19 protein-coding genes and 1 pseudogene are annotated in these 21,246 nt (G+C 61.2%); 17 read left to right on the top strand and 3 right to left on the bottom strand.

Going from position 1 to position 21,246, the window contains the following annotated elements; genetic code table 11:
* Positions 1-67: 67 nt before the first annotated feature.
* Entirely contained in the window at positions 68-790 is a 723-nt protein-coding gene (locus D9R14_RS08350; RefSeq protein ID WP_121622861.1) for a GntR family transcriptional regulator, read from the bottom strand.
* A 326-nt stretch (positions 791-1,116) separates the two neighbouring features.
* Here D9R14_RS08350 and D9R14_RS08345 point away from each other — a divergent pair, with 326 nt between their 5' ends.
* The 6 genes from D9R14_RS08345 (at position 1,117) to D9R14_RS08320 (ending at position 6,112) form a co-directional block, all read left to right on the top strand.
* Positions 1,117-1,812 (top strand): TetR/AcrR family transcriptional regulator, encoded by a 696-nt coding sequence (locus D9R14_RS08345; protein ID WP_170168550.1) that lies wholly within the window; start codon positions 1,117-1,119, stop codon positions 1,810-1,812.
* 333 nt (positions 1,813-2,145) lie between these two features.
* On the top strand, positions 2,146-2,346 hold the full coding sequence (locus D9R14_RS08340) for a hypothetical protein (RefSeq protein WP_121622859.1): 201 nt from the start codon (positions 2,146-2,148) through the stop codon (positions 2,344-2,346).
* Entirely contained in the window at positions 2,343-3,515 is a 1,173-nt protein-coding gene (locus D9R14_RS08335) for an amidase (RefSeq protein WP_121622858.1), read from the top strand. Before D9R14_RS08340 ends, D9R14_RS08335 begins: the two co-directional genes overlap by 4 nt.
* 157 nt (positions 3,516-3,672) lie before the next feature.
* Positions 3,673-4,584 (top strand): ABC transporter substrate-binding protein, encoded by a 912-nt coding sequence (locus D9R14_RS08330; RefSeq protein WP_170168549.1) that lies wholly within the window; start codon positions 3,673-3,675, stop codon positions 4,582-4,584.
* Positions 4,585-4,586: 2 nt separating this feature from the next.
* Complete coding sequence (locus tag D9R14_RS08325; RefSeq protein WP_121622856.1) at positions 4,587-5,345, top strand: ABC transporter permease; 759 nt, start codon at positions 4,587-4,589, stop codon at positions 5,343-5,345.
* Positions 5,342-6,112: an ABC transporter ATP-binding protein gene (locus D9R14_RS08320; RefSeq protein WP_121622855.1), complete on the top strand. Its 771-nt coding sequence runs from the start codon at positions 5,342-5,344 to the stop codon at positions 6,110-6,112. The genes D9R14_RS08325 and D9R14_RS08320 overlap by 4 nt, the downstream gene beginning before the upstream one ends.
* Positions 6,113-6,585: 473 nt before the next feature.
* Here the strand turns inward: D9R14_RS08320 and D9R14_RS08315 are convergent, their stop codons facing one another.
* Positions 6,586-6,810 (bottom strand): helix-turn-helix domain-containing protein, encoded by a 225-nt coding sequence (locus D9R14_RS08315; protein WP_121622854.1) that lies wholly within the window; start codon positions 6,808-6,810, stop codon positions 6,586-6,588.
* A 187-nt stretch (positions 6,811-6,997) separates the two neighbouring features.
* On the opposite strand from D9R14_RS08315, the gene D9R14_RS08310 reads away from it, so the two are divergent.
* The 4 genes and pseudogenes from D9R14_RS08310 to D9R14_RS23085 all read left to right on the top strand — a co-directional run bounded on the left by D9R14_RS08310 (position 6,998) and on the right by D9R14_RS23085 (position 10,196).
* Positions 6,998-8,641, top strand: a complete 1,644-nt coding sequence (locus D9R14_RS08310; protein ID WP_147452989.1) for a hypothetical protein — start codon at positions 6,998-7,000, stop codon at positions 8,639-8,641.
* 44 nt (positions 8,642-8,685) lie between these two features.
* On the top strand, positions 8,686-9,075 hold the full coding sequence (locus D9R14_RS08305; RefSeq protein ID WP_121622852.1) for a hypothetical protein: 390 nt from the start codon (positions 8,686-8,688) through the stop codon (positions 9,073-9,075).
* A gap of 337 nt (positions 9,076-9,412) precedes the next feature.
* Positions 9,413-9,853: pseudogene (locus tag D9R14_RS08300) on the top strand (transposase); the annotation flags it as partial.
* A 199-nt stretch (positions 9,854-10,052) separates the two neighbouring features.
* Complete coding sequence (locus D9R14_RS23085; RefSeq protein ID WP_170168548.1) at positions 10,053-10,196, top strand: hypothetical protein; 144 nt, start codon at positions 10,053-10,055, stop codon at positions 10,194-10,196.
* Here the strand turns inward: D9R14_RS23085 and D9R14_RS08295 are convergent, their stop codons facing one another.
* Positions 10,197-11,261, bottom strand: a complete 1,065-nt coding sequence (locus D9R14_RS08295; RefSeq protein WP_121622851.1) for a GIY-YIG nuclease family protein — start codon at positions 11,259-11,261, stop codon at positions 10,197-10,199. It lies immediately after the preceding gene.
* Here D9R14_RS08295 and D9R14_RS08290 point away from each other — a divergent pair.
* From D9R14_RS08290 to D9R14_RS08260, 7 genes are all read left to right on the top strand, one after another.
* The gene (locus D9R14_RS08290; protein WP_121622850.1) at positions 11,260-11,466 is read left to right on the top strand and encodes a type II toxin-antitoxin system Phd/YefM family antitoxin; all 207 of its coding nucleotides are present in this window, start codon (positions 11,260-11,262) and stop codon (positions 11,464-11,466) included. The genes D9R14_RS08295 and D9R14_RS08290 overlap by 2 nt on opposite strands.
* A 45-nt stretch (positions 11,467-11,511) precedes the next feature.
* Positions 11,512-13,515 (top strand): type I restriction-modification system subunit M, encoded by a 2,004-nt coding sequence (locus D9R14_RS08285; protein ID WP_121622849.1) that lies wholly within the window; start codon positions 11,512-11,514, stop codon positions 13,513-13,515.
* Positions 13,512-14,786 (top strand): restriction endonuclease subunit S, encoded by a 1,275-nt coding sequence (locus D9R14_RS08280; RefSeq protein ID WP_121622848.1) that lies wholly within the window; start codon positions 13,512-13,514, stop codon positions 14,784-14,786. The genes D9R14_RS08285 and D9R14_RS08280 overlap by 4 nt, the downstream gene beginning before the upstream one ends.
* Positions 14,783-16,132, top strand: coding sequence for an AAA family ATPase (locus tag D9R14_RS08275; RefSeq protein WP_121622847.1), 1,350 nt, complete (start codon positions 14,783-14,785; stop codon positions 16,130-16,132). Before D9R14_RS08280 ends, D9R14_RS08275 begins: the two co-directional genes overlap by 4 nt.
* On the top strand, positions 16,129-16,758 hold the full coding sequence (locus D9R14_RS08270) for a retron system putative HNH endonuclease (RefSeq protein WP_245420646.1): 630 nt from the start codon (positions 16,129-16,131) through the stop codon (positions 16,756-16,758). The genes D9R14_RS08275 and D9R14_RS08270 overlap by 4 nt, the downstream gene beginning before the upstream one ends.
* Positions 16,755-19,859: a type I restriction endonuclease subunit R gene (locus D9R14_RS08265; RefSeq protein WP_245420645.1), complete on the top strand. Its 3,105-nt coding sequence runs from the start codon at positions 16,755-16,757 to the stop codon at positions 19,857-19,859. Before D9R14_RS08270 ends, D9R14_RS08265 begins: the two co-directional genes overlap by 4 nt.
* 479 nt (positions 19,860-20,338) lie before the next feature.
* Complete coding sequence (locus tag D9R14_RS08260; protein ID WP_121622846.1) at positions 20,339-21,238, top strand: HNH endonuclease; 900 nt, start codon at positions 20,339-20,341, stop codon at positions 21,236-21,238.
* Positions 21,239-21,246 lie beyond the last annotated feature (8 nt).

The following is a 21,246-nucleotide window of genomic DNA, read 5'->3' as shown; positions in this document are numbered from 1 at the left end:
CAGGCTGCCGGAATTCCGCTCATGGTTGGGCCGCAAAGGCACCGCCTTCGCGGTGAGAGGGGCGCCTCTAAGGCGAGATGAGCCGCGGTGCGGACCGCGAACCGCCGACCCGGCGCGAGACATCGAGCGCGCGCTGGAGGCGCTGGGCCGTGTGCAGGCAATGCGACTTGCACAGATCGCGCAGCCGGTCGCCGTCGCCATCGACCAGGGCCTGGTACATCTCGTGATGTTCGCGCTGGGCCTCGATGACGTCCTTCGTGAAGAGCACCTCGATCCGTATGTAGGGCTCCACCAGGTCGCCGAGGGTGCGGACGACGCGCGACGCGTGGCTTCTGCGGGCGCTTGCGAACAGGTCGCTGTGAAAGCGGGCATGGACGTCGAGCCACTTGTCGACCTTGCCGGGCGTGTTCACCGCGAGGCGATCCATGGCTTCGAGCGAGGCCTTGACGGCCGCGATGTCGTCGTCGGTTCGCCTTTGCGCGGCGATCTCGCCGGCATGGGCCTCGATCACCGCGCGCAGCTCGAAGATCTCCCTGATCTCCTCCGGACTCAGCGAAACGACGGCGTAGCCGCGGCGCGGCCGCAGGACGACGATCCCCTCGGTTTCAAGCCGACGCAGCGCCTCGCGCAGCGGGACCCGGCTGATCCCGAGCTTCTGGGCAAGCTCCTCCTGGCGCAGCACATAGCCAGGCGGCATCTCCCCGGTGAGGATCGCCCGGCGGATCTGCCCGTAAACGATATCGGGAAGCGAATTTCCGCCCGGTTCGGCTGCCGCGCTTGCGACGCGCATATCGACGCTCCGAATTGGATATTTGATCCAACTAAAGCGCTACTTCCCTTGGGATTTCAAGGGTTCACTTGCGCCGCAACCGCTGCATCATCCGCACCCGCTGCATCATCCGCATCCGCTCGTCCCACTACTCCCGGAGCGCACAGGGCGGACCGTGACGGCACCCGGAAGCACGCGCTAACAAAATGCTGTCACCCATCGAGTTCGAACGCCAGCGCACGGCCAAACCCGAAGGCGCCTAGAAAACCCGGGGCGGTTCAGTCCTTGATAGTTATAGTGCCCCGGCAGGCCCCGTTGTGGGGCGGTGGGGAGGAGATGGATTTCCTGTGTCGGCCAAGCTTGCTGCCCGGCGTCCCGTGAAGGACGCACTCGAACGCTCCGTCCCCCATAAGCGCGATGCCGCAGCGACCAGGCAGCGTATTCTCCAGGCGGCGTGTAAAGCCTTCGCCGTGGAGGGCTTCACCGGCGCGCGCATCGATCAGATCGCCAAGGCCGCCGAAGCGAACGTGCAGATGATCTACCGCTATTTCGGCGGCAAGGAAGATCTGTATCTGGCGGCGCTCGAGGCGACCTATGCCGGCGTCCGGTCGCTGGAGCGAGAGCTGGATCTGGGCGCGCTGGAACCCGCCGCGGGCATGCGCCGGCTGGTGGAGTTCACCTTCGACTATCTGCGCGACAATCCGGAATTCGTGGCCATCGTGCGCAATGAGAACGTGATCGGTGGGCGCTTCGTCCGTCAATTGCCCATGGTGTCGGACACGACCTATCCCCTTGTCGAGGCGATCAGCGATTTGTTGCGGCGGGGGTGCGAGGCCGGCGTGTTCAAGGCGAAGACAGACGCCATGAATCTCTATGTGACGATCCTCTCGCTCTGCATCACGCATCTGGCGCAGAAGGACACGCTCTCGGTGATGTTCGGTCTGGACCTGAGCGACAAGGAATGGCTGAAGGAGCGGCGGGAGCAAGTGATCTGCGTTGTCCTCAGTTTCCTGACGGCGCCCTACGGAGCCGGGATCAAGTAGGCCCGCCGCCGTCGCGAGGTTGGCGATCCGCAGCTGCGGGTGCCCTAAAAATCAGCAAAATAGCCCAACATTTCAGCATGCCACCTCATTGATCGCTCCGATCCATAATGCAAGTATCTATTTGCTTGTTATTTGGTGTGCGACGCTGCCGGCCAATTAAAAATCCTGAAGATACAGTTGGTTGGGTGTCTCTTGCACCCGTTGTATTCCGGGCCGTGAGCTGCCCGGGCGCGTCCGCTGTGAGTAAAATTGCGATCCCATCGGTCAACGTTCCGGTCAAAGCAGCAGGACCTCCCTTCCCTCATCAGGCGGATGCCCAACAGGAAAAAGCGAATGAGCCTGGACCGCATCTTCCGCAAGGCACGCATCCCCGGTGAGCAGGAGCGCGTCGATATCGGTATCAGTGCGGGTCGCTTTGCCGCTATCGGCGTGGACCTGGGTTCGGATGCGCCGTCGGAGGATCTTGGCGGGCGCGTGGTGGTGCCCGGCTTCGTCGAGACCCATGCCCTGCACGGACCGGAAGGAGCGCAATGATGATGGAGGATCGCATCGGCGCCTTCGTCGCCCACGGCCGGATCGACATGCTGCTCAGCGATACCGGGCCGCTTGCCGGCATGACTTTCGCAGTCAAGGATTTCTTCGATGTGGCCGGCCTGCCCACGGGGGCGGGAAGCCCGGACTGGCTGGCCTCCCACGCAGTGCCGCAGGCCAGCGCGTCGGTCGTGGACCGCTTGCTCAATGCCGGTGCGCGGCTGGTGGGTAAGACCAGCACAGACGAACTGGCCTGGAGCCTGAACGGCGAGAACTATCATTACGGCACGCCGATCAATCCGGCCGCGCCGAAGCGCATACCGGGCGGTTCGTCGTCCGGCTCCGTGGTCGCGGTGGCCGGCGAACTCGTGGATTTCGCCGTAGGGTCCGACACGGGCGGCTCCGTGCGCCTCCCAGCCAGCTATTGCGGCGTATTCGGCATGCGCCCCACGCATGCTCGCATTCCGATCACCGGTGCCGTTCCTCTCGCGCCCAGCTATGACACGGTGGGCTGGTTTGCGCGGTCCGGTGACCTTCTCGAACAGGTCGGCCGCGTGCTGATCCCGGAGTGGCGGGAGCCCGCCACTCCGCCCCGCTTCCTGATCGCCGACGACATCTTCGAGGCGGCCGGCTCCGCGGTTAAGGCCGCGCTGGCGGGGGCGCTGGAGAGTTTTGGTCCGGCCGAGCACGTGGTGGTGGCCGATGGCGGGCTGACTGCATGGCGGGATGCCTTCCGGATCATCCAGGCCAGCGAGGTCTGGCAGGCGCACAGCGGATGGGTTGCCGAAGCCCAGCCGGGCTTCGGGCCGGGCATCCGGGAGCGCTTTGCCGACGCAGCACGGCTCGACAGCGCCACCATCGCTGAGGCGTTGCGCGTGCGCCAGGGTATCCGCGAGCGCCTTGATGCCCTCCTCGGGAAGGACGGCATCCTCCTGCTGCCAAGCGCCCCAGGAGCGGCACCTCTGCGGGGCACGCCCGCCCAGGAACTGGAAGCATTCCGGGCCAAGGCCCTCGAATTGCTGTGCGGCGCCGGTCATGCCGGCCTGCCGCAGGTCTCCATGCCGCTCGGTGCGATCGATGGCTGCCCCATCGGGCTGTCGGCCATGGCGCCGCGCGGACACGACGAACGCCTGCTTCAACTGGTCGGCACGGTGACCCGCCTCCACGGCTGATCCCTGCCTCATCTCTCCGGGCGTTTTCCGGAACATCAAACGCCGCGCATCAACGACGGCGACCAAAAACCTACGTCCAGATCATTGGTCACGGTCCACCTGAACGGACCTTTTCCAGCGGGGTGAACAGATGAACATTACGCGACGTAATCTCATGATGGTTGCCGCTGCCGGCATGGCGGCACCCTATGTGCTGCGCTCTGCGGTCGCGCAGGATGCGGCCGTGAAGGTCGGCACCGTGTTGGCCGGAACCACCATGGCCGCCCAGCTCCTGCCGAAATATCTCGGGCAGGTCGGCATCAAGGTGGAGGTGGTGGCCTTCACCAACCTGACCCAGCTCATGCAGGCCATCGCCTCCGACAACATCCAGATGGGCTACGGTGGCATCAATGCAGCGATCGCCATCGCCGGGCGCGGCATGCCCATCTCCCTGCTGGCCAATGCCTGCGAGGGAGGTTGGCGGCTGGTCGGCAAGACCGACATCAAGGATCTGGCCGGCCTGAAGGGAAAGAAGGTCGCGGTCCAGGCGGGCAACATGTGTCACGTCGCCTTGGGCTGGAAGCTCAATGAACTCGGCATCTCCAAGGATGTGGAGCTGGTCTTCATGAGCAACAATGACATGCCGACGCCCATGCAGCAGGGGCAGGTGGATGCGATCTTCGGCATCGAACCCTATCCGAGCTTCACCGTGGCGAATGGCTGGGCGCACGAAATCTGGCCCGGCTACGATACGCCGGTCGGCAAGGTAAACCTCGGCTTTGTGGGGTCGTCCACTTTCGTTGAGAAGAACAAGATGCTTGCCCAGGCGGTGGTGCGCGCCCACGAGCAGGCGACGGCCGAGCTGAAAGCCGACAAGACGGTGGCCATCGACTTCACCGCCAAATTCCTGAATATGAAACGCGAGATCGTCGCCACGGCGATGGAGAATATGTTCTTCACCACGGACGTCGCCGGCGACTTTGTCTCCAAGGTCAAGATCCTCGGTGACATGATGATCTCCGCCAAGTTCGCGCAGAAGCTGCCGGACTGGAACACGTTTATCGACACCAGCCTGGTCTCCAGGACCTGACCATGGCGAAGTCGTCCATCATCGGGCTCGTCCCCCTCGTCGTCCTGGTCCTGATCTGGCAGGTCGCCCATCAGAGCGGCATCTATTCCACCGCTTTGTTTCCGAGCCCGGCCGAGGTCTATGCGGTCTTTGTCGATGAGTTCGGCGATCTGGCCCGCCACGCGCAGGCCAGCATCGGCCGGGTGGTGATGGGCGTCAGTGTCGCCTTCGTGCTCGCCGTCCCGGCGGGCCTCCTGATCGGGCGCTTCCCAGCGCTCGATCTCCTGTTCGACTGGTCGATCCAGATCTTCCGGTCGTTTCCGGTCATCGCCCTCATTCCACTCGCAATCCTGTTCTTCGGGATCGGCGAGCGGCCGGCCATCGTGCTCATCACGGTCGCAGCCTTCTGGCCGCTGCTGATCAGCACCATCTTCGGCGTGAAGAGCGTGGATCGCACCCTGCTCAAGGTGGCAAAGGCCTCCGGGGCCTCGGAGCGGCTGGTGCTGACCGACATCCTGCTGCCGTCCGCGCTCCCGGCCATCCTGACCGGCCTTCGGCTGGCGCTGGGCTCGGGATGGCTGACGGTGGTCGCGGCCGAGATGATGGCCGTGAAATCGGGCCTCGGCTATCTCATCATGTACGCCCAGGTCATCTTCCGGCCCGACCTCATCTTCTCGGGCATCCTCATCATCGGCGGCATCGGGCTTCTGTTCGACCAGATCGTGCGCCAGGCCCGCGCGCTGCTGTGCCGCTGGCAAGACGGACTGGTGGCCAGCTCATGAGCTTCCTGAACATCGATCATGTCTCCAAGACGTATGGCGCGGGCGCGCAGGCGACGCTCGCCCTCGACACCGTGTCCATCAAGGCGGACCTAGGCGAGTTCATCTGCCTGCTGGGCCTGTCCGGGTGCGGAAAGTCCACCCTGCTCCAGATCATCTCCGGCTTGGAGGAGCCCAGCACAGGGCAGGTCCTGGTGGGCGACGAGCCGATCCACGGCAAGACCCATCCCAGCGCCAGCGTGGTCTTCCAGGACCACGGCCTGTTCCCCTGGATGGATGTCACCGCCAACGTGGCCTTCAACCTGAAAGCCCGTGGTGTCGGCCGTGCCGAGCGCACCCGCAAGGCGCTGGACTATATCCAGATGGTTGGTCTTTCGGGCTTCGAGAAGAAATATCCGCACCAGCTCTCTGGTGGCATGCGCCAGCGGGTCGGCATCGCACGCGCTTTGTCCACCGGGCCGAAACTCCTGCTCATGGACGAGCCGTTCGGCGCGCTGGACGCGCAGACCCGCACGACCATGCAGAACGAGCTGTTGCGCCTGTGGGAACGCCTGACCGCGACGGTGGTCTTCGTTACCCACGGCATCGACGAGGCGGTGATGCTTGCCGACCGGGTGGTGGTCATGTCTCCACGGCCGGGCCGCGTGCGGCAGATCTTCGACATCAACCTGCCGCGCCCCCGCGATCCCACCAGCCCGGAATTCATGGCGCTGGTGCGGGAAATGCTGGTGGCGATCCACGACGACATGCGCCTGCTCAACATGCCCTGACATCGGGACGGGCTGGAACCGATATCTTCAGGAGTTCTTGGAACGACGAGGCCGGCGGCCTTTTTCGAGACTGCCGTCGCCGCTGTGGATGATGCCATCGCCGCCGGCTGGGTCGAACCCGACCCGGAATCGGCCGTCCGGGAGTGTCTATCGCTTTAATTTCAAAGCGATATTGGACATTCTCGGACGCTTCTGGATGGTGAAATGGTGCGGAAGGGAAACGAACTAATACAATAAGTCACTGTGAAATATAATTAAATTTAATTGTGGAAAACGTTCGCGCCTACATTTGTGCCTACGCGCGAAGTTGCAGAAGAGGTTCGAGTCCTCATCTGTCTGATATTGTCTAGATACATCCAGAGCGCTCGCGCGCGCAAGGCCGATCTTTGTGAGGGGGATTTTCGGCCTATTCGCCTGCGGCCTTCTCAGCCGCCTGCTTCTCGTTCTGGAGGCGCAAGGCACACGACGACGGTTCAGCCTCTGCTATCCGGCGGCTCTTTGATCAAGTCCGCTGGATTGCAACCTAGCGCTTGCGCCAACTCATAGAGGGTGACGACCGTCGGATTGCGACGCCCCCTTTCCAGATCCGAGAGATACTGCTGGCTGTGGCCAGATCGCTCTTCGATCTGCTCCTGCGTAAGGCCTTTTTCTCGCCTCAGGCGCGCAAAATTCCTACCGACGAGCGCTCGCATATCCATGCAGACGCTGGTGCCAAACTTGGTTGCGCAGGTGTATCAACTATAATATGTATTTTGCCTCGATAATGTGTTAGAAGCCTTCAATCACATTCTGCAAAAATTGCGAAGACTCATGCGGAAAACTAAATGCAAATCGGATGCCGTCCTCCGATTAAGCCCCATTCGTGCAAGTGATTTCAAATACAAAATGAGTTTGAAATCATTGAACTTGAGCGTAATTTCGGCCCTTGCACTCGTCAGTGCTGCAGGACTTAACCCAGCAATTGCCCAGCGCAGCGTCGAGTTCGGCTACAAGGATCGCATCTTCGAGCAGAAGTATGTGTTGCCGGAGGCCCTGAGTGCACTGGATGCGCAGGGGATCTGGGCGGGGGCCATCGTGTTCACCGCCGGGGGCATCAGAGTGATCGATGCGCGGTTGCTGAAGGCGGCAGGCGGGGCTTGTGCCAATGCCCTGGTCCTCGCGCTGCCTGATCCGCAGACGCCGGCCCAGGTCGCCATCGACGCAATGCCAAAGCTCAAGGGAGTGGACGACCCGAACGTGCTCTTCGGGACTCCCGCCTCGGCGGCGGAGCGGTGCTTCGTGCAGCTCATTCTGTTCCGGGATGCCATGGAGGACAGCCTCTCCATGGATCGGCAGCTCGACGAGTTGGCCCGACATATGCGCCGGGAATATGCCGCCGAATGGCTGTCCCAGGCTGAGATCGCGGACCCGAAAGTCACGGAGGCTGTCGTTCGCCTCAAGCTTCTGGCCGACCGGGTCAGGCGACTGGAAGAGCGCGGGATCGCTTTGCCGGCCGATCTGGGGGTGTCTGCCAAGCCCGTCCGGTGGCGATATGGCATTCAGGCCATGAAGGATGATGCGGCCTATGCCAGGGCCGATGCCGCTTTGACGGTCGTGGAGGAAGAGGCGGCGCGGACCTATCTTGAACAGCAAGAGCGTAAGAAGGCCGAGGAGCAGCGCGCCCAGGAGGAAAGGCGGGTGCAGGAGGAAAAGCGCGCCCAGGAGGAAAAGCGGGCCCAGGAGGAGAGGCGTCGTGCCGAGGAAGAGGCGCGGCAGGCCGAACGCAGGCAGAGGGAAGAGGAGGAACGACAGGCCGCACTGCGCCGGGAGGAAGAGAGGCGGGCAAGAACCCTGCCACCGGTGCCGGCTCCCCAAGCCATGCCCCAAACGGGATATCCGTCTGCTTCGACGACCACTCCTCCAATCGACACCTCGCGGCAAGAGGCTGCACAGCAGACGCAGGTCCGACAGTTGGAAAACCGCCGGGCCGAGATCGATCGCACCATCAGCCGGCTTCAGCGCCAGATGGCGAGCCGACAGGGGGACTTTCTTCGCAATCCTCTCAACCCGCAGGCCGCCCTCTCGGGGATCGCCGGCATCAGCCAGGCCCAGGCCGAACTTGATCAGGCCGAGGCCGAACGCCTGGAGATCGAGCGCGCGCTGGCCCGCCTGAGGAAGGCACGGCCTGTGACCACGGCAGTTGCGCCCAATGCGCCTGTCGCTTCCCCTGCGACCACGAGAAGCGGCTGCCGCGAAGGTGCCGCCTGCCCCGTCCTCTCAGCCACCCTGTTCTGCCGCACCCCGCAGCAGATGACGGTGGTTCTCTCGCAACGGCCGGGGCCAAGCCGCCGGCAGGTCCGTGACGCCTTCATCGCCGCCGGCGATTGCCGCCAGCTGTCCCAGGGCGAGACGGTCACCTGGACCGCACCCATCGCCATCGTCACGCCGCAGGGCGAAGGCCCGGCCGAGCTGGTGCCGGTCACGCTCTCCGATGGAACAACGGGCGTCCTGCTCAAGGACGGCATCCTGCCGCGCGCCGCGTCCCGCTGAGCCACATTCATTTCCACACGCTGGGGGATCACATGAAGGTCGTTATGAAGAATCCACGTACGGGCGAGCTGAGGCAGGTGAAGGTCGGCTGGAGCTGGGTGCTGTTCCTGTTCTCCTGCTTCCTCGGCATCCCGCTATTCCTGCGACGGCTCTATCTGCTGGGTGCCCTCATGGTGGCGGTGAACATCGCCAGCTCGATGCTCTCCAACAGCGCCACCGAAGAAAACCCCTTGGGCGCCTTCATCGGCGTCGGCATCCAGGGGGCGTTCCTGGTCTATCTCGGCATGAAGGGGAACGAGCTGACGGCGAAGAGCCTGCTCGACAAGGGTTGGATCTTCGCCAAGCCGGAGAGCCTCGAGGCCCAATATGCTGCCTCACGCTGGGGGATCGAGCTGCCGGCTGCACCCGCGAGCCAGCAGCCGGCAGGGGCTTGAGTGCGACGCCGCTGACACTGCCGCCATGGCTAGGCCGAGCGCCAGGCTATGGCGGCGCCCATCGCTTCAGAAGGCCGCCAGAGGCCGAAACATGAATATCGCTGCCATTGCCGCTCTCGCGATCTTTCTTGCCGCCAGCGGCCTTTCTGCGCAGGCGCAGCCGATGCCGGCCCAACTCGTCCGCGTATGGGCGCCGGATGGCGTTTCCTGCGATCTTCCCGACGATGATGTCGACGGGGAGTTTCCCTATCAGCTCGTGGCGACCAACGGCAATGCCGGGCATCAAGCAACCTGCCGCCTCGTCTCAGCCGGTCCGCCGATCTCGCAGGGGAGCCGCTATGACCGCGAGGCGGATGCCTATGTCTGTCCGGCCGGCAAGCTCTTGCGGCAGCGCCAGAAGCTCTACCGCACACCCACGCCCCTGGTCGATGAGGATGGCATGATGCGCTATTGTTCCAGCAAGCTGGGCGATGCCTGTGCCCTGAAGCCTCGCTGCTGCCCGACCACGCCCGCCTGGAAAATACCCCGCTCGATCCACGAGGGCGCCCGCGACATGGCGCGGGCCATCGCCGGCACTGACACCTATGCCACGTCGCGGCGGCAGCGGAAGAAGGTCGAGATGCTGTTCGCGCATCTCAAGCGCATCCTGAAGCTCGACCGCCTGCGCCTGCGAGGCCCGAACGGAGCTCGGGATGAGTTCCTCCTCGCCGCAACCGCCCAGAACCTCCGGAAGCTCGCGAAGCTCCTCCCGAGCACGCCGCAGATCAGCCCGGCATGACCGGAGAAGGCGTCCGCTGGCGAAATCCGGCTTCGTGCCAGCACGCCTCACAGGCCGACTTTTTCAACGGAATCGACCCATAGCGGCCCCTCGGATGCCCTTGCAACGAGGTCCGTTTTGCGCCCCCATTTCGGTCATACGATTGAAGTGATGAACGCCCAAAAGCTGCCGCAACGGTGCCTCCTAGGCCATCCGTCATATGCTCGCCGTCGCGGCTTATGACCGTGCCTTTCAGGCGCGGCTTGCCGACGAAATGCGGCGCCTGCCGCCCGGATCGGCGCTTGAGCGGGCGATTCTGGACTTTGCCCGGCGGCGCGCTCAGGCGCGGGCCTATGCAAAATAACTATGCGGAAACTTGTGCTGTTTCGGCCGCTTGTGCCTTTTCTTCCTGCCACTGATGGTAGGTCATCTTCGAACCGACCACCTTCCATTCCAAGCGACCGTTGGCATTGCGGTCAAGGACCACCGCTGCGGCGGCCGATGGACTCTTGAACGCGTAGGGCCGAGCGAATTTGTAGAACTTGTCATCAGCAGACGCGCCCAGCACGCCTTGTGCTATCAATTCCTGCTTCAGCTCCCCATAAGAGTTTGTGCCCTGATACCCAGCGTCTTTAAGTGCCTCGCTACCTTCGAGCACGACAAATTCCCCTTCCTCTTCCAGGCCTGTCGCCTTGACGCCGCTTTTGTGACGGATCTCAAAACGCAACTGGTCGATGTCGGCCACATTTCCAGAGGGCTTGGTTGCTGCAACTGGGCGCGGCTTCAGAAGGTCGAGGCCCACGACTGGCAGCACCACTTTCAAATTTGCGAGAAACGCCTCCATGTTTGCGCGATCGGCTTCTGGCATTCTTCGCTTGTCCGCGCTCGGTGCTTGGCCGTTGTCAAGACTCACTCGCCCGGCACCGATCGCCATTTCAATCAAACGTGCTTCAAAGTAGCGAACATGACCTTTCGTTAGCGCTTCATCGCTGGTCGTTATCACGACTGCGGTCTCCCAGAATCCGCGACTTGCTGCACTTTGTGCTATCCGCTCACGTACGCTGTCCGCCTCTCCGATATAGGCTCGCATCGACAGCGCATCCGAGGGGTCCGGACCGAAGAGGATATATATGCCGGTCCGATCAACCTCGGGGCGAGCGAGAAGCTTGGCAAAGGTTGATTGCGCAGCAACCAGAACAGACCCGGTCCAGCCGTGGATTGACGCTATGGTGAGACCGTTGGGAGTCCCGTCAACCAAGAAGAGCTGTATGGTTCGGCCAAAAGCCTCAACGGGTTCCGCCACGAGCTGCCTCTTTCGGTCACGGGTGGCGGATGCGCCAACTTTCGACAGGCTATCGCCAAATCTCCCGTTGATAAATAGGCCAAAATGGCCAAAAGTGGATTTTCGATTTGGATAGGGCCACGCCATGCAAAGCATGTCGGCGAAGGATGCGAAGTATGGCTTCGGACGCCTCATCGATCTTGCCCGATCGGAGCCCGTTGTTGTGGAGAAGCACGGGCGGCCGGTCGTTGTGGTAATGGCGGTCGAAGAATACGAACGCTTGTCAGGGCTATCGGAAAAACAACGGACCGTGGGAATGCCCGCGAAGGGCAAAGGGGCGAAGACGTCATGACACTGAACAGAGCAGCGGCAACCCACGCCCCGAAGGCCGCATAACATGGCCAGCCATTCTGATCTCGCAAACCTGATCTGGCAGATTGCCGACCTACTCCGCGGACCCTATCGGCCGCCTCAGTATGAGCGCGTCATGCTCCCGCTCGTGGTGCTGCGCCGCTTCGATTGCGTGCTGGCGGATACAAAGGAAAAGGTGCTGGCGGAATTCGAGCGCCGCAAAGGCGGCAAGCTGGAGGATGACGCGCTTGACCGCATCCTCAACAACGCTTCCGGCCATCGCTTCCACAACCGGTCGCCGCTGAATTTCGAGAAACTGAAAGGCGACCCCGATAACATCCACAGCCACCTGACGAGCTATATCAACGGCTTCTCCGCCAATGTGCGCCGAATCTTCGATTACTTCGAGTTCGGCAACGAAATTGAGCGGATGCGTGAAGCTAACATCCTCTATCTCGTCATCAAGGCGTTCTGCGATATCGACCTGCACCCGCGCGCCGTGCTGAACGTGCAGATGGGCCTTGTTTTCGAAAACCTGATCCGCCGCTTCAACGAACTCGCGAATGAAACGGCTGGCGATCACTTCACCCCGCGCGAAGTCATCCACCTCATGGTTGACTTGCTGTTCATCCAGGACAATGACCTGCTCCGCCAGCCCGGCACCGTGCGCACCATGCTCGATCCGGCCTGCGGCACCGGCGGCATGCTAGCTGAGGCACAATCCTACATGCGCCGCCACAATGCGGCGGCCGAGCTCTACGTCTACGGCCAGGACTACAACAAGCGCGCCTTCGCCACCGCCGCCTCCGACATGCTCATGAAGCAGGTCGATCACAATGGCGGCGGCGAGAACATTCAGTTCGGCGACACCTTCACCGAGGATCGGTTCGAGGGAAAGACGTTCGATTACTTCATCGCCAACCCGCCCTTCGGCGTCGACTGGAAGAAGCAGCAAAAGGAAATTCAGCGCGAAAGCGAGAAGCTGGGCTTCAAGGGGCGCTTCGGCGCAGGCCTCCCCCGCGTCAATGACGGCTCGCTGCTTTTCCTCCAGCACATGATCTCGAAATTCGAGGACGTTGATCCGAAGGCGCAGAAGTACGGCTCGCGCGCGGCCATCGTATTCTCGGGCTCGCCCCTCTTCACCGGCGGCGCGGGTGGTGGCGAGAGCGAAATCCGTCGCTGGATCATCGAGAGCGACATGCTCGAAGCCATCGTCGCCCTGCCGGAGCAGATGTTCTACAACACGGGTATCAGCACCTATATCTGGATCGTCACCAATCGGAAAGCGAAGGAGCGCAAGGGCAAAATCCAGCTCGTGGATGCGCGCGAGACGTGGATTCCCATGCGCCGCAGCCAGGGCGACAAGCGCCGCAAGATCGGCGAAGGCCCGGCGCTTGAGGGGGACGACCGCGCCGACGAGCCCGACCAGATCGCCGATATCGTCCGGCTCTATGGCCGGTTCGAGGCGACCGAAAAATCCAAGCTTTTCGACAATGCCGACTTCGGCTACATGCGCGTCACAATCGAGCGGCCGCTCAAGCTGCGCTATCAGATGAGCGTAGAGGACAAGGCGCGCTTCCTCGATGCCGCGCCCCACCTGCTCGACGATATCCAGGCCATCGACAAGGCGCTTGGCCGCGAGCCGCAGCTTGATTGGAACGCGGTCTGGGCCACTATCGGGAAGCTTTTGAAGAAACGCGGCTCGCGCTGGAGGGCTCCGGAGGAAAAGCTGTTCCGCACAGTCTTCACCGTGAAGGACGCGAAGGGCGCGGCCGTGAAGAAGGGCTCGGGATTCGAGGCCGATGCGGACCTGCGCGATTTCGAGAACGTGCCGCTGAAAGAGGATATCGACGCCTATTTCAAGCGCGAAGTTCTGCCCCATGTGCCGGATGCTTGGATCGATCGGACCAAAGACAAGGTCGGCTACGAGATCAACTTCAACCGCCACTTCTACAAGTTCACCCCGCCGCGCAAGCTGGCCGAGATCGATGCGGACCTAAAAAGGGCGGAAGACGAAATCCTCCGGCTGCTGCGGGAGGTGACAGAATGAGCGATATCCGTTGGTCCGATGTTGCGCCGACTGACTGGAAGTACCAAAAGTTGAAGTACGTGGCGCGCTTCGTCGGGGGCGGAACCCCCGATAAGTCGACGCCGGAATTCTGGAATGGCGACATCCCTTGGGTTTCACCAAAGGATATGAAAGCAGATGAGATCTTTGACACGGAAGATCACATAACGGTCGAAGGTCTCCAATCAAGCGCCACAAACCTGGTGCAACCGGGTGCGGCGCTAATCGTCGTCCGCTCCGGGATACTTCGACATTCCATTCCCGTTGCAATTAATCGCGTGCCCGCAGCCATCAACCAGGACATGCGTGCGATACAGCCAAATGAGACATGTGATGTTCGCTACTTGGCGCGTCTGATCATCGGATTCCAGGCGGAGCTACTAAGACTATGGAGCAAGGCGGGAGCTACCGTCGAAAGCCTCGAATACGATCTGGTAGCTTCCACCGAAATACCGGTCCCACCGCTAGCAATGCAAAGGCGCATCGTCGATTTCCTCGACCGTGAAACCGCCGATATCGACGCCCTGATCGCCGCCAAGCAGCTTCTGCTCGATCTGCTGGCGGAGAAGCGGCGCGCGATTGTCGCCGAGGCTGTCATGCGCGGTCTCAACCCCGCCGCCCGCTTGCGCCCCTCCGGCATCGACTGGCTCGGCGACATCCCTGCGCATTGGGAGATCGAGCGCTCGCGCTGGCTATTTACAGAGCGCGACCAGCGGTCCGAGACCGGCGAAGAGGAAATGCTGACGGTCTCCCATTTGACCGGCGTCACCCCACGGTCTGAGAAGGACGTAAACATGTTCGAGGCAGAGAGCACGACTGGATACAAGCTGTGCTTCGCCGGGGACCTCGCAATCAATACCCTATGGGCCTGGATGGGAGCCATGGGCACAGCCCGTGTCGATGGCATCGTAAGCCCCGCCTACAACGTCTACACCCCAGGCTCACGTCTGCTGCCGGACTATGTCGATGCGCTGGTACGCATCCCCGTCTTCGCGCAGGAAGTGACACGCTACTCCAAGGGGGTCTGGTCCTCGCGCCTACGGCTCTATCCGGAAGGCTTCTTCGAAACATGGTGGCCCGTGCCGCCACTCGCCGAACAACAAGAAATAGTCAGCCACATCGCCACCGAAGCCGCCAAGACCGACCGCCTTCGCACCGCCACCGAACATTCCATCACGCTCTTGAAGGAACGCCGCGGCGCGCTGATCGCCGCCGCCGTCACCGGCCAGATCGACATTCCGGAGGCGGCATGAAGATTACCCGACTCTCGCTCGACAATGTGCGGACTTTTGAAGAGGCGGAGTTCACCTTCAATCCCGGCTTCAACCTGATCATCGGTATCAATGGGGCGGGCAAGAGTACCGCGTTGGACGCGATCCGTTTCTGCGGCTCCCATCTCCTGTCAGCCATCCAGAGAATGCCGTTCAGGCCGTTCGGCTTTGCCATCGACGACATTCATGCCGATGCGCCTTTTGCCGAAGCAAGTCTTCATGTCAGGTTCGATGAAAGAACCACCTCAAAGATTTTTGACGATGACGGCGATGACGCCTTCGTCCGGTTGCGTGAATGGCGAACCCAATTCGCCACCGACAACATGGAAAATGTTGACCTCTTGCGTCGGACAATAATCGAGACAACACGTCCGAGTAAGCGACTGCGTAGCCAGTTGCGCGACTTACACGAGACAATTGCTCCCGCAGATCCAACATATTTCTATCCATCAAAGGAATATCATATCCATCACGCGAGGAAGCAACCCAGCGCGCCGCTGATGATTCACTACTCCACCGCCCGGTCGATCATGAACGTACAGGCGGAACGGAAATCAGCCGCCGGCACCAGCCAGCTTGCCTATGTGAACGCACTCCAGTCGAATGCCCTAAGCCTTCGCCAGTTCGCCGACTGGATGCGCGCCCAAATCGAACTGGCGTCCGAGCGGCTCGCGTCGCGGCATCTGGTTGACGGGATCAGCGCGGCACTCGAAAGCTTTCTGCCGGGCTATTCGAACTTACGGCCATCGGCCAAAAGCAATTCAAGGGTCGAAGTCGACATCAACGGAACAACCCTTGATGTGCGTCAACTGTCTGACGGCGAGCGCAGTGTCTTGGCGCTCATCCTCGATATTGCAAAGCGTCTCGCACAGGCCAATCCACGGCTGTCAGATCCTCTGACCAGCGGTGAGGCGGTAATCCTCATCGATGAGATTGACCTCCATCTCCATCCGCAGTGGCAGCGGAAGATCGTCGGCAATCTCGAAAAGACATTCCCGAGTTGCCAGTTCATCACCTCCTCCCATTCGCCGCAGGTGATTGGGGAAGTGCCGCATGACAAGATTCAGATGATCAAGGATGGCAAGGTCTATTCGCCGGCTCGCTCCTTCGGTATCGATTCAAGTCGCGTCCTCGAGGAGGTGATGAACACCAAGTCGCGCAACGCGGGTGTAGAGGACGCCATCGGCAATATCGCCAAACTTATCGGCGACGGCAAAGCCGACGAAGCCAAGGAGGCAATCAAGGCTTTGTCCTATAAGATTGGAGAAGATGACCCCGAAATCACCCGCGCCAGAACCCTTCTCGACTTCATGGAGGGGGACGCGTGAGGATTATCACCAAGGGCGCCGAGCCGAACAGTCTCACGCAACACCGGGCACAAGCGCACAGCGACTACGACAATTACGCGCGGAAAGACGATCTGCGCGTAGCGTTAGTTGGCGAGCAACGGGGGTTGTGCTGCTATTGCACCGGGCGCATTCGCGCAGTGTCAACCGCGATGAAGATCGAGCACTGGCAATGCCAGGCGACCTATCCTCGGCAGCAACTTGACTACGGCAACCTGCTCGGCGCGTGTCTAGGCGGCGAAGGCAAATCTCCGGACGAGCAACACTGTGATACGAGGAAAGCCAACTGCGATCTCAAGTGGAACCCGGCGAACATCGCTCATGTGATTGAGAACCGGGTTTATTTTACGTCCGATGGTCACATTAGAAGTCCAGATCCTGAATTCGATAGGCAGCTCGATGAGGTGCTGAATTTGAACATCGCGATCTTGAGAAACAATAGGAAGTCTATACTCGACGTAATAGCGAATTGGTGGAAAAACACACCGAATGCCCGCCAGAAGGTTCAGCCGAAAATTGATCATATTGTAAGTGCTGCAGAGCATTCGCAGTTTAGTCCGGTGACGGTTTCATACCTTCGGCAGAAACTGGGAGGCGCAGCGCGATGAACCACGCCCGGCATTCGGAAGGCGCTTTCGAGACTGTTATTGAAACGACAATGCTGGCCAATGGCGCCGTGCCGGAGCCTGCGGCAGGGTATGATCGGGAACGGGCCATCTTTCCGGAGACGGTGCTGGCCTTCATCCGCGCTACCCAGCCCAAGGAATGGAAGGCGCTGGAAGCGCTGCACGGCGAGAATACGGGCGCACAGGTCCTGACCGACCTTACCAAATGGATGGACCGGGAAGGCTCACTCGCCACCCTGCGGCATGGCTTCAAATGCTACGGCAAGACCTTGCGGGTCGCGTTCTTCAAAGCGGCGCACGGGCTCAATCCCGAGCTTGAGGCGCGCTACGCTGCCAACCGCGTCGGCATCACCCGGCAGCTTCACTTTTCCAAGGCGTCGGAGAAGTCGCTGGACGTGGCGCTCAGCGTCAACGGCATTCCGGTCGCCTCGGTCGAACTCAAGAACCCGATGACCGGCCAGACAGTCGAGCATGCCCTGCGTCAGTACCGTAACGATCGCGACCCACGCGAGCCGATCTTCGAGTTCAAGCGGCGCATGCTCGTTCACTTCGCAGCCGACACCGACACCGTGTTCATGAGCACACGGCTTGCCGGACCGGCCACCCACTTCCTGCCCTTCAACAAGGGCAACAATGGCGGTGCGGGCAATGCGCCCGACCCGAAGGGGCGCAGCTATCGCACGGCTTACCTCTGGGAAGAGGTGTTGCAGCGGGACAGCCTGCTCGATCTTTTGGCGCGCTTCATTCACCTGCAGATTGAGGAAAAGCGCGACGATAAGGGCCGAAAGGTCAAAAAGGAGACGATGATCTTTCCGCGCTACCACCAGCTCGAAGCGGTTCGTTCGCTGGTGGATCAGGCGCAGCGCGAGGGCGTGGGCAACAATTATCTGATCGAGCACTCGGCCGGCAGCGGCAAAAGCAACACCATCGGCTGGCTCACACACCGGCTGGCGTCGCTGCATGACCACAAGAACAATCGAGTCTTCGACAGCGTGATCGTGATCACCGATCGCGTGGTGCTGGACAAGCAGTTGCAGGATACGATCTACCAGTTCGAGCACAAGCACGGCGTCGTGCAGAAGATCGACGAGAGTTCCCGCCAGCTTGCCGAAGCGCTCGAAAGCGCCGTGCCGATCATCATCACCACCTTGCAGAAGTTCCCCTTCGTTTCGCGCCAGCTCGCCAAGTTGGCGGAAGATCGCGGGGAGGCTGATGGCGGCACGCTGAAGTCACGGCGCTGCGCAGTGATCGTCGACGAGGCGCACAGCTCGCAGGGGGGCGAAACCGCGACCGATCTCAAGGAGGTTCTCGGCGGCCAGGGCCTTCGGGAGGAAGCCGCGAAATACATGGCCGAGAACGACGAAGAGGACGTCGAGGAACTCTACCGCTCAATGGCGAAGCGCGGGCGGCTGGCGAATTTGAGCTTCTTCGCCTTCACCGCAACGCCGAAGCACAAGACCTTCAAGGTGTTCGGACGCGATGACAAGCCTGCCCATCGCTATACGATGCGGCAGGCGATCGAAGAAGGTTTTATCCTCGATGTGCTGAAACACTACACGACCTACGCCACCTATTTCCGGCTCCTCAAGGCGAGCGAGGACGATCCGAACGTTGAGCGGAAGAAGGCTGCCCGCGCGCTGGCGCGGTTTCTCAAGTTGCATCCGCACAATATCTCCCAGAAAACCGAGGTGATGATCGAGCATTTCCACGCTGCGACCCAACACAAGATCGGCGGCCGGGCCAAGGCGATGGTGGTGACGGCCTCGCGCCTCGAAGCGGTGCGCTACAAGCAGAGCTTTGACCGCTACATTAAGGAGAAGGGCTATGCCATCAAGTCGCTGGTGGCCTTCTCCGGAGTCGTCACGGACGACAAGCTGAAGGATGTCACCTACACCGAGGAGGGCATGAACCTAGGCGTCCGTGAGAAGGAGCTGCCGGAGGTCTTCGCCACGCAGGAATATCAGGTGCTGCTCGTCGCCGAGAAATACCAGACGGGGTTCGACCAGCCGCTTCTCCACACGATGTATGTCGACCGGCGGCTTGCCGGCATCCAGGCGGTTCAGACGCTATCCCGCCTGAACCGCATCCATCCGCTGAAGGAGGACACCTTCGTCCTCGATTTCGTCAACGAGCGCGATGAAATCCGCGAAGCGTTCAAGACCTATTTCGAAGGCGCGGAGGTCGGCGAGGACGTCGATCCGGCCCGAATGTATGAGATCAAGAGCGAACTCGACGCCGACGGCATCTATGTCGTCGCGGACGTTGAACGCTTCAGCGCAGTCTATTTCAAGCCGCGCCAACGCCAGAGCCCGAACGATCATCAGTTGATTAACGCGGCGCTTGATCCTTGTGTGGCCCGTTTCAAAGAGCTTCAGCAGGATAAGCCCGACGAGGCCGAGCTGTGGCGCGGCAAGCTGATGGCGTTCTGTAGCCTCTATAGCTTCCTCAGCCAGATCATTCCCTATCAAGATACGGACCTCGAGCGCCTGTATGTATTCCTGCGCCACCTCGCGACAAAGCTGCCGAAGCGCGGCGCCGGGCCGTCCTACCAGTTCGATGACGAGGTGAGGCTGGAGTACTATCGCCTTCAGAAGATTAGCGAAGGCTCCATCAGCCTGAGCGATGGCCAGGCCAATCGGCTAGACGGCCCCTCCGAGGTCGGAACCGGTGTTCTGCATGAGGAGGCCGTCCCGCTTTCGCGGCTCATTGATGTCGTCAACGACCGGTTTGGAACCGATTTCAATCAAGCCGATCAACTGTTTTTCGATCAGATCGTCGAAGCAGCGATCTCCGATGCGGCACTGAAGCAGGCGGCGGCCGTCAATCCCGGCGACAAATTCGAACTTGTTTTCAAGAACCTGCTTGAGGCGCTATTTGTCGAACGCATGGACCAGAACGAGGAGATTTTCGCGCGGTTCATGAACGATAAGTCGTTCCAGAAAGTCATCACCAGTTGGCTTTCGTCGGAAGCCTATCGGAAGCTTCGCAAGGCCCCTGACGACGGCCTGCCGACAAACCCCAGCGCTGATTGCGCGGAGGGATCACTATTAGTCCGTGTGGCATCGTCGGACGGCCCGGTCTGAGGAAACCGAATCGGGTTCTTGAATGCAGCCCAAATGGACACAAGCAAGGGCTCCGCTGGCAAAAGCCGGGATCTACATAAACTATTGAAATACGTTATCTTTTGGTCAAGCAATAGGGCTTTTCTCTGTAGTCTTCAAGTATGAACCTGAATGACGGTAATAGTCGTCAATTCTAAACCGGACGGTCTGGTCCAGGCCCCATACCGGACGTTCGGGCAAGCAGTTGGCAAGGTCCGCTCCTGGCGCAACTGCCAACTACGCGGCCCGCGCGGTTGCTATCTCTCCTCACCGCATCTCCATTCGCTGGCGCTGTGAGATCAAAGCAGTGGCGGGGGCTGCACGCGGTTACTCAGGATAGGTCTCGGTGCCCTCCGCTGCCGCCCTGTGGCATACAGAAGAACGGCAGCGGATTTCCCGGCTCAGCCATGGCGTCGGCTGGCCCCCTGCATCCGAGCATACTGAAGCGCTAAGGTAAGGCCATGGGATTCGGCGTCTTCATCCACAGAACCGATTCGACCTACGACGACAGCCCGGCGGAGCGGTATCAGTTCCCGCGCCAGTATCTGGGCCGCGTGGAGGCCTGTGTCGGCGATTGGATCGTCTATTACGAACCACGAAAGGTGGCGGAGACGCGTGGCTACTTCGCCATCGCCAAGGTCGCGGACGTGGTGCCCGACCCAACGGCTCCTGGTATGTTTCTCGCGCTGATCGAGCCTGGCAGCTACCTTGATTTTCCCAACGCGGTGCCCTTCGCTGATGCGGCGGGGGTCATCGAACATGGGCTGTTGAACGACGACGGACGGATATCCGGTCGCGCCCAGGCTGCCGTACGCTCGCTCTCGCCAGCCGATTTCGATCGCATCCTTGCTCGGGGACTTGAGGAAGGGCCGACCGTGCTGCCGCGCGTCGACAGCGACGCGCCTATAGATGGCTTTCAGGAGGAGCATGTCCCTTTCGTCTTCGAGGAGACCCTCCCGCGCGCTAGCTATTTGTCTTCGCGCCTCGTGCGAGATCGCATTTTCCGGCGCACCGTGCTCAAGGCCTATGATGAACGCTGCGCAATCAGCGGCCTCAAGCTGATCAATGGTGGAGGACGGGCCGAGGTAGCTGCTGCCCACATTCAGCCGGTCCAGGCCAATGGTCCGGATATCATCAGCAACGGCCTGGCACTGTCTGGCACGGCGCATTGGATGTTCGACCGCGGACTGATCAGCTTGTCGGACGATTTGGAGATAGTCATTTCGAGGCAGGCCAACGATCGCGACGGCGTGCGCGCATTCATCAACCGCAGCGGCCGCGCTCTGGCGCCGCGGAGGATATTCGAACGACCGCACCCGCGCTTTCTCGGCTGGCACCGCGAGCACTGTTTCAAGCTGTGAAAACGTCG

Origin of the sequence: Xanthobacter tagetidis, from assembly GCF_003667445.1 — a bacterium.
GTDB classification, from domain to species: domain Bacteria; phylum Pseudomonadota; class Alphaproteobacteria; order Rhizobiales; family Xanthobacteraceae; genus Xanthobacter; species Xanthobacter tagetidis.
This window is presented reverse-complemented; position numbering and strand designations above follow the sequence as displayed.

Bases quoted from the DNA above. Each gene is read 5' to 3' on its own strand.
- D9R14_RS08260 (WP_121622846.1), top strand. From the start codon at position 20,339: ATGGGATTCGGCGTCTTCATCCACAGAACCGATTCGACCTACGACGAC.
- D9R14_RS08265 (WP_245420645.1), top strand. From the start codon at position 16,755: ATGAACCACGCCCGGCATTCGGAAGGCGCTTTCGAGACTGTTATTGAA.
- D9R14_RS08305 (WP_121622852.1), top strand. From the start codon at position 8,686: ATGAAGAATCCACGTACGGGCGAGCTGAGGCAGGTGAAGGTCGGCTGG.
- D9R14_RS08350 (WP_121622861.1), bottom strand. From the start codon at position 790: ATGCGCGTCGCAAGCGCGGCAGCCGAACCGGGCGGAAATTCGCTTCCC.
- D9R14_RS08320 (WP_121622855.1), top strand. From the start codon at position 5,342: ATGAGCTTCCTGAACATCGATCATGTCTCCAAGACGTATGGCGCGGGC.
- D9R14_RS08280 (WP_121622848.1), top strand. From the start codon at position 13,512: ATGAGCGATATCCGTTGGTCCGATGTTGCGCCGACTGACTGGAAGTAC.
- D9R14_RS08310 (WP_147452989.1), top strand. From the start codon at position 6,998: ATGAGTTTGAAATCATTGAACTTGAGCGTAATTTCGGCCCTTGCACTC.
- D9R14_RS08275 (WP_121622847.1), top strand. From the start codon at position 14,783: ATGAAGATTACCCGACTCTCGCTCGACAATGTGCGGACTTTTGAAGAG.
- D9R14_RS08290 (WP_121622850.1), top strand. From the start codon at position 11,260: ATGCAAAGCATGTCGGCGAAGGATGCGAAGTATGGCTTCGGACGCCTC.
- D9R14_RS08285 (WP_121622849.1), top strand. From the start codon at position 11,512: ATGGCCAGCCATTCTGATCTCGCAAACCTGATCTGGCAGATTGCCGAC.
- D9R14_RS08340 (WP_121622859.1), top strand. From the start codon at position 2,146: ATGAGCCTGGACCGCATCTTCCGCAAGGCACGCATCCCCGGTGAGCAG.
- D9R14_RS08335 (WP_121622858.1), top strand. From the start codon at position 2,343: ATGATGATGGAGGATCGCATCGGCGCCTTCGTCGCCCACGGCCGGATC.
- D9R14_RS08315 (WP_121622854.1), bottom strand. From the start codon at position 6,810: ATGGATATGCGAGCGCTCGTCGGTAGGAATTTTGCGCGCCTGAGGCGA.
- D9R14_RS23085 (WP_170168548.1), top strand. From the start codon at position 10,053: ATGCTCGCCGTCGCGGCTTATGACCGTGCCTTTCAGGCGCGGCTTGCC.
- D9R14_RS08325 (WP_121622856.1), top strand. From the start codon at position 4,587: ATGGCGAAGTCGTCCATCATCGGGCTCGTCCCCCTCGTCGTCCTGGTC.
- D9R14_RS08295 (WP_121622851.1), bottom strand. From the start codon at position 11,261: ATGGCGTGGCCCTATCCAAATCGAAAATCCACTTTTGGCCATTTTGGC.
- D9R14_RS08330 (WP_170168549.1), top strand. From the start codon at position 3,673: ATGGTTGCCGCTGCCGGCATGGCGGCACCCTATGTGCTGCGCTCTGCG.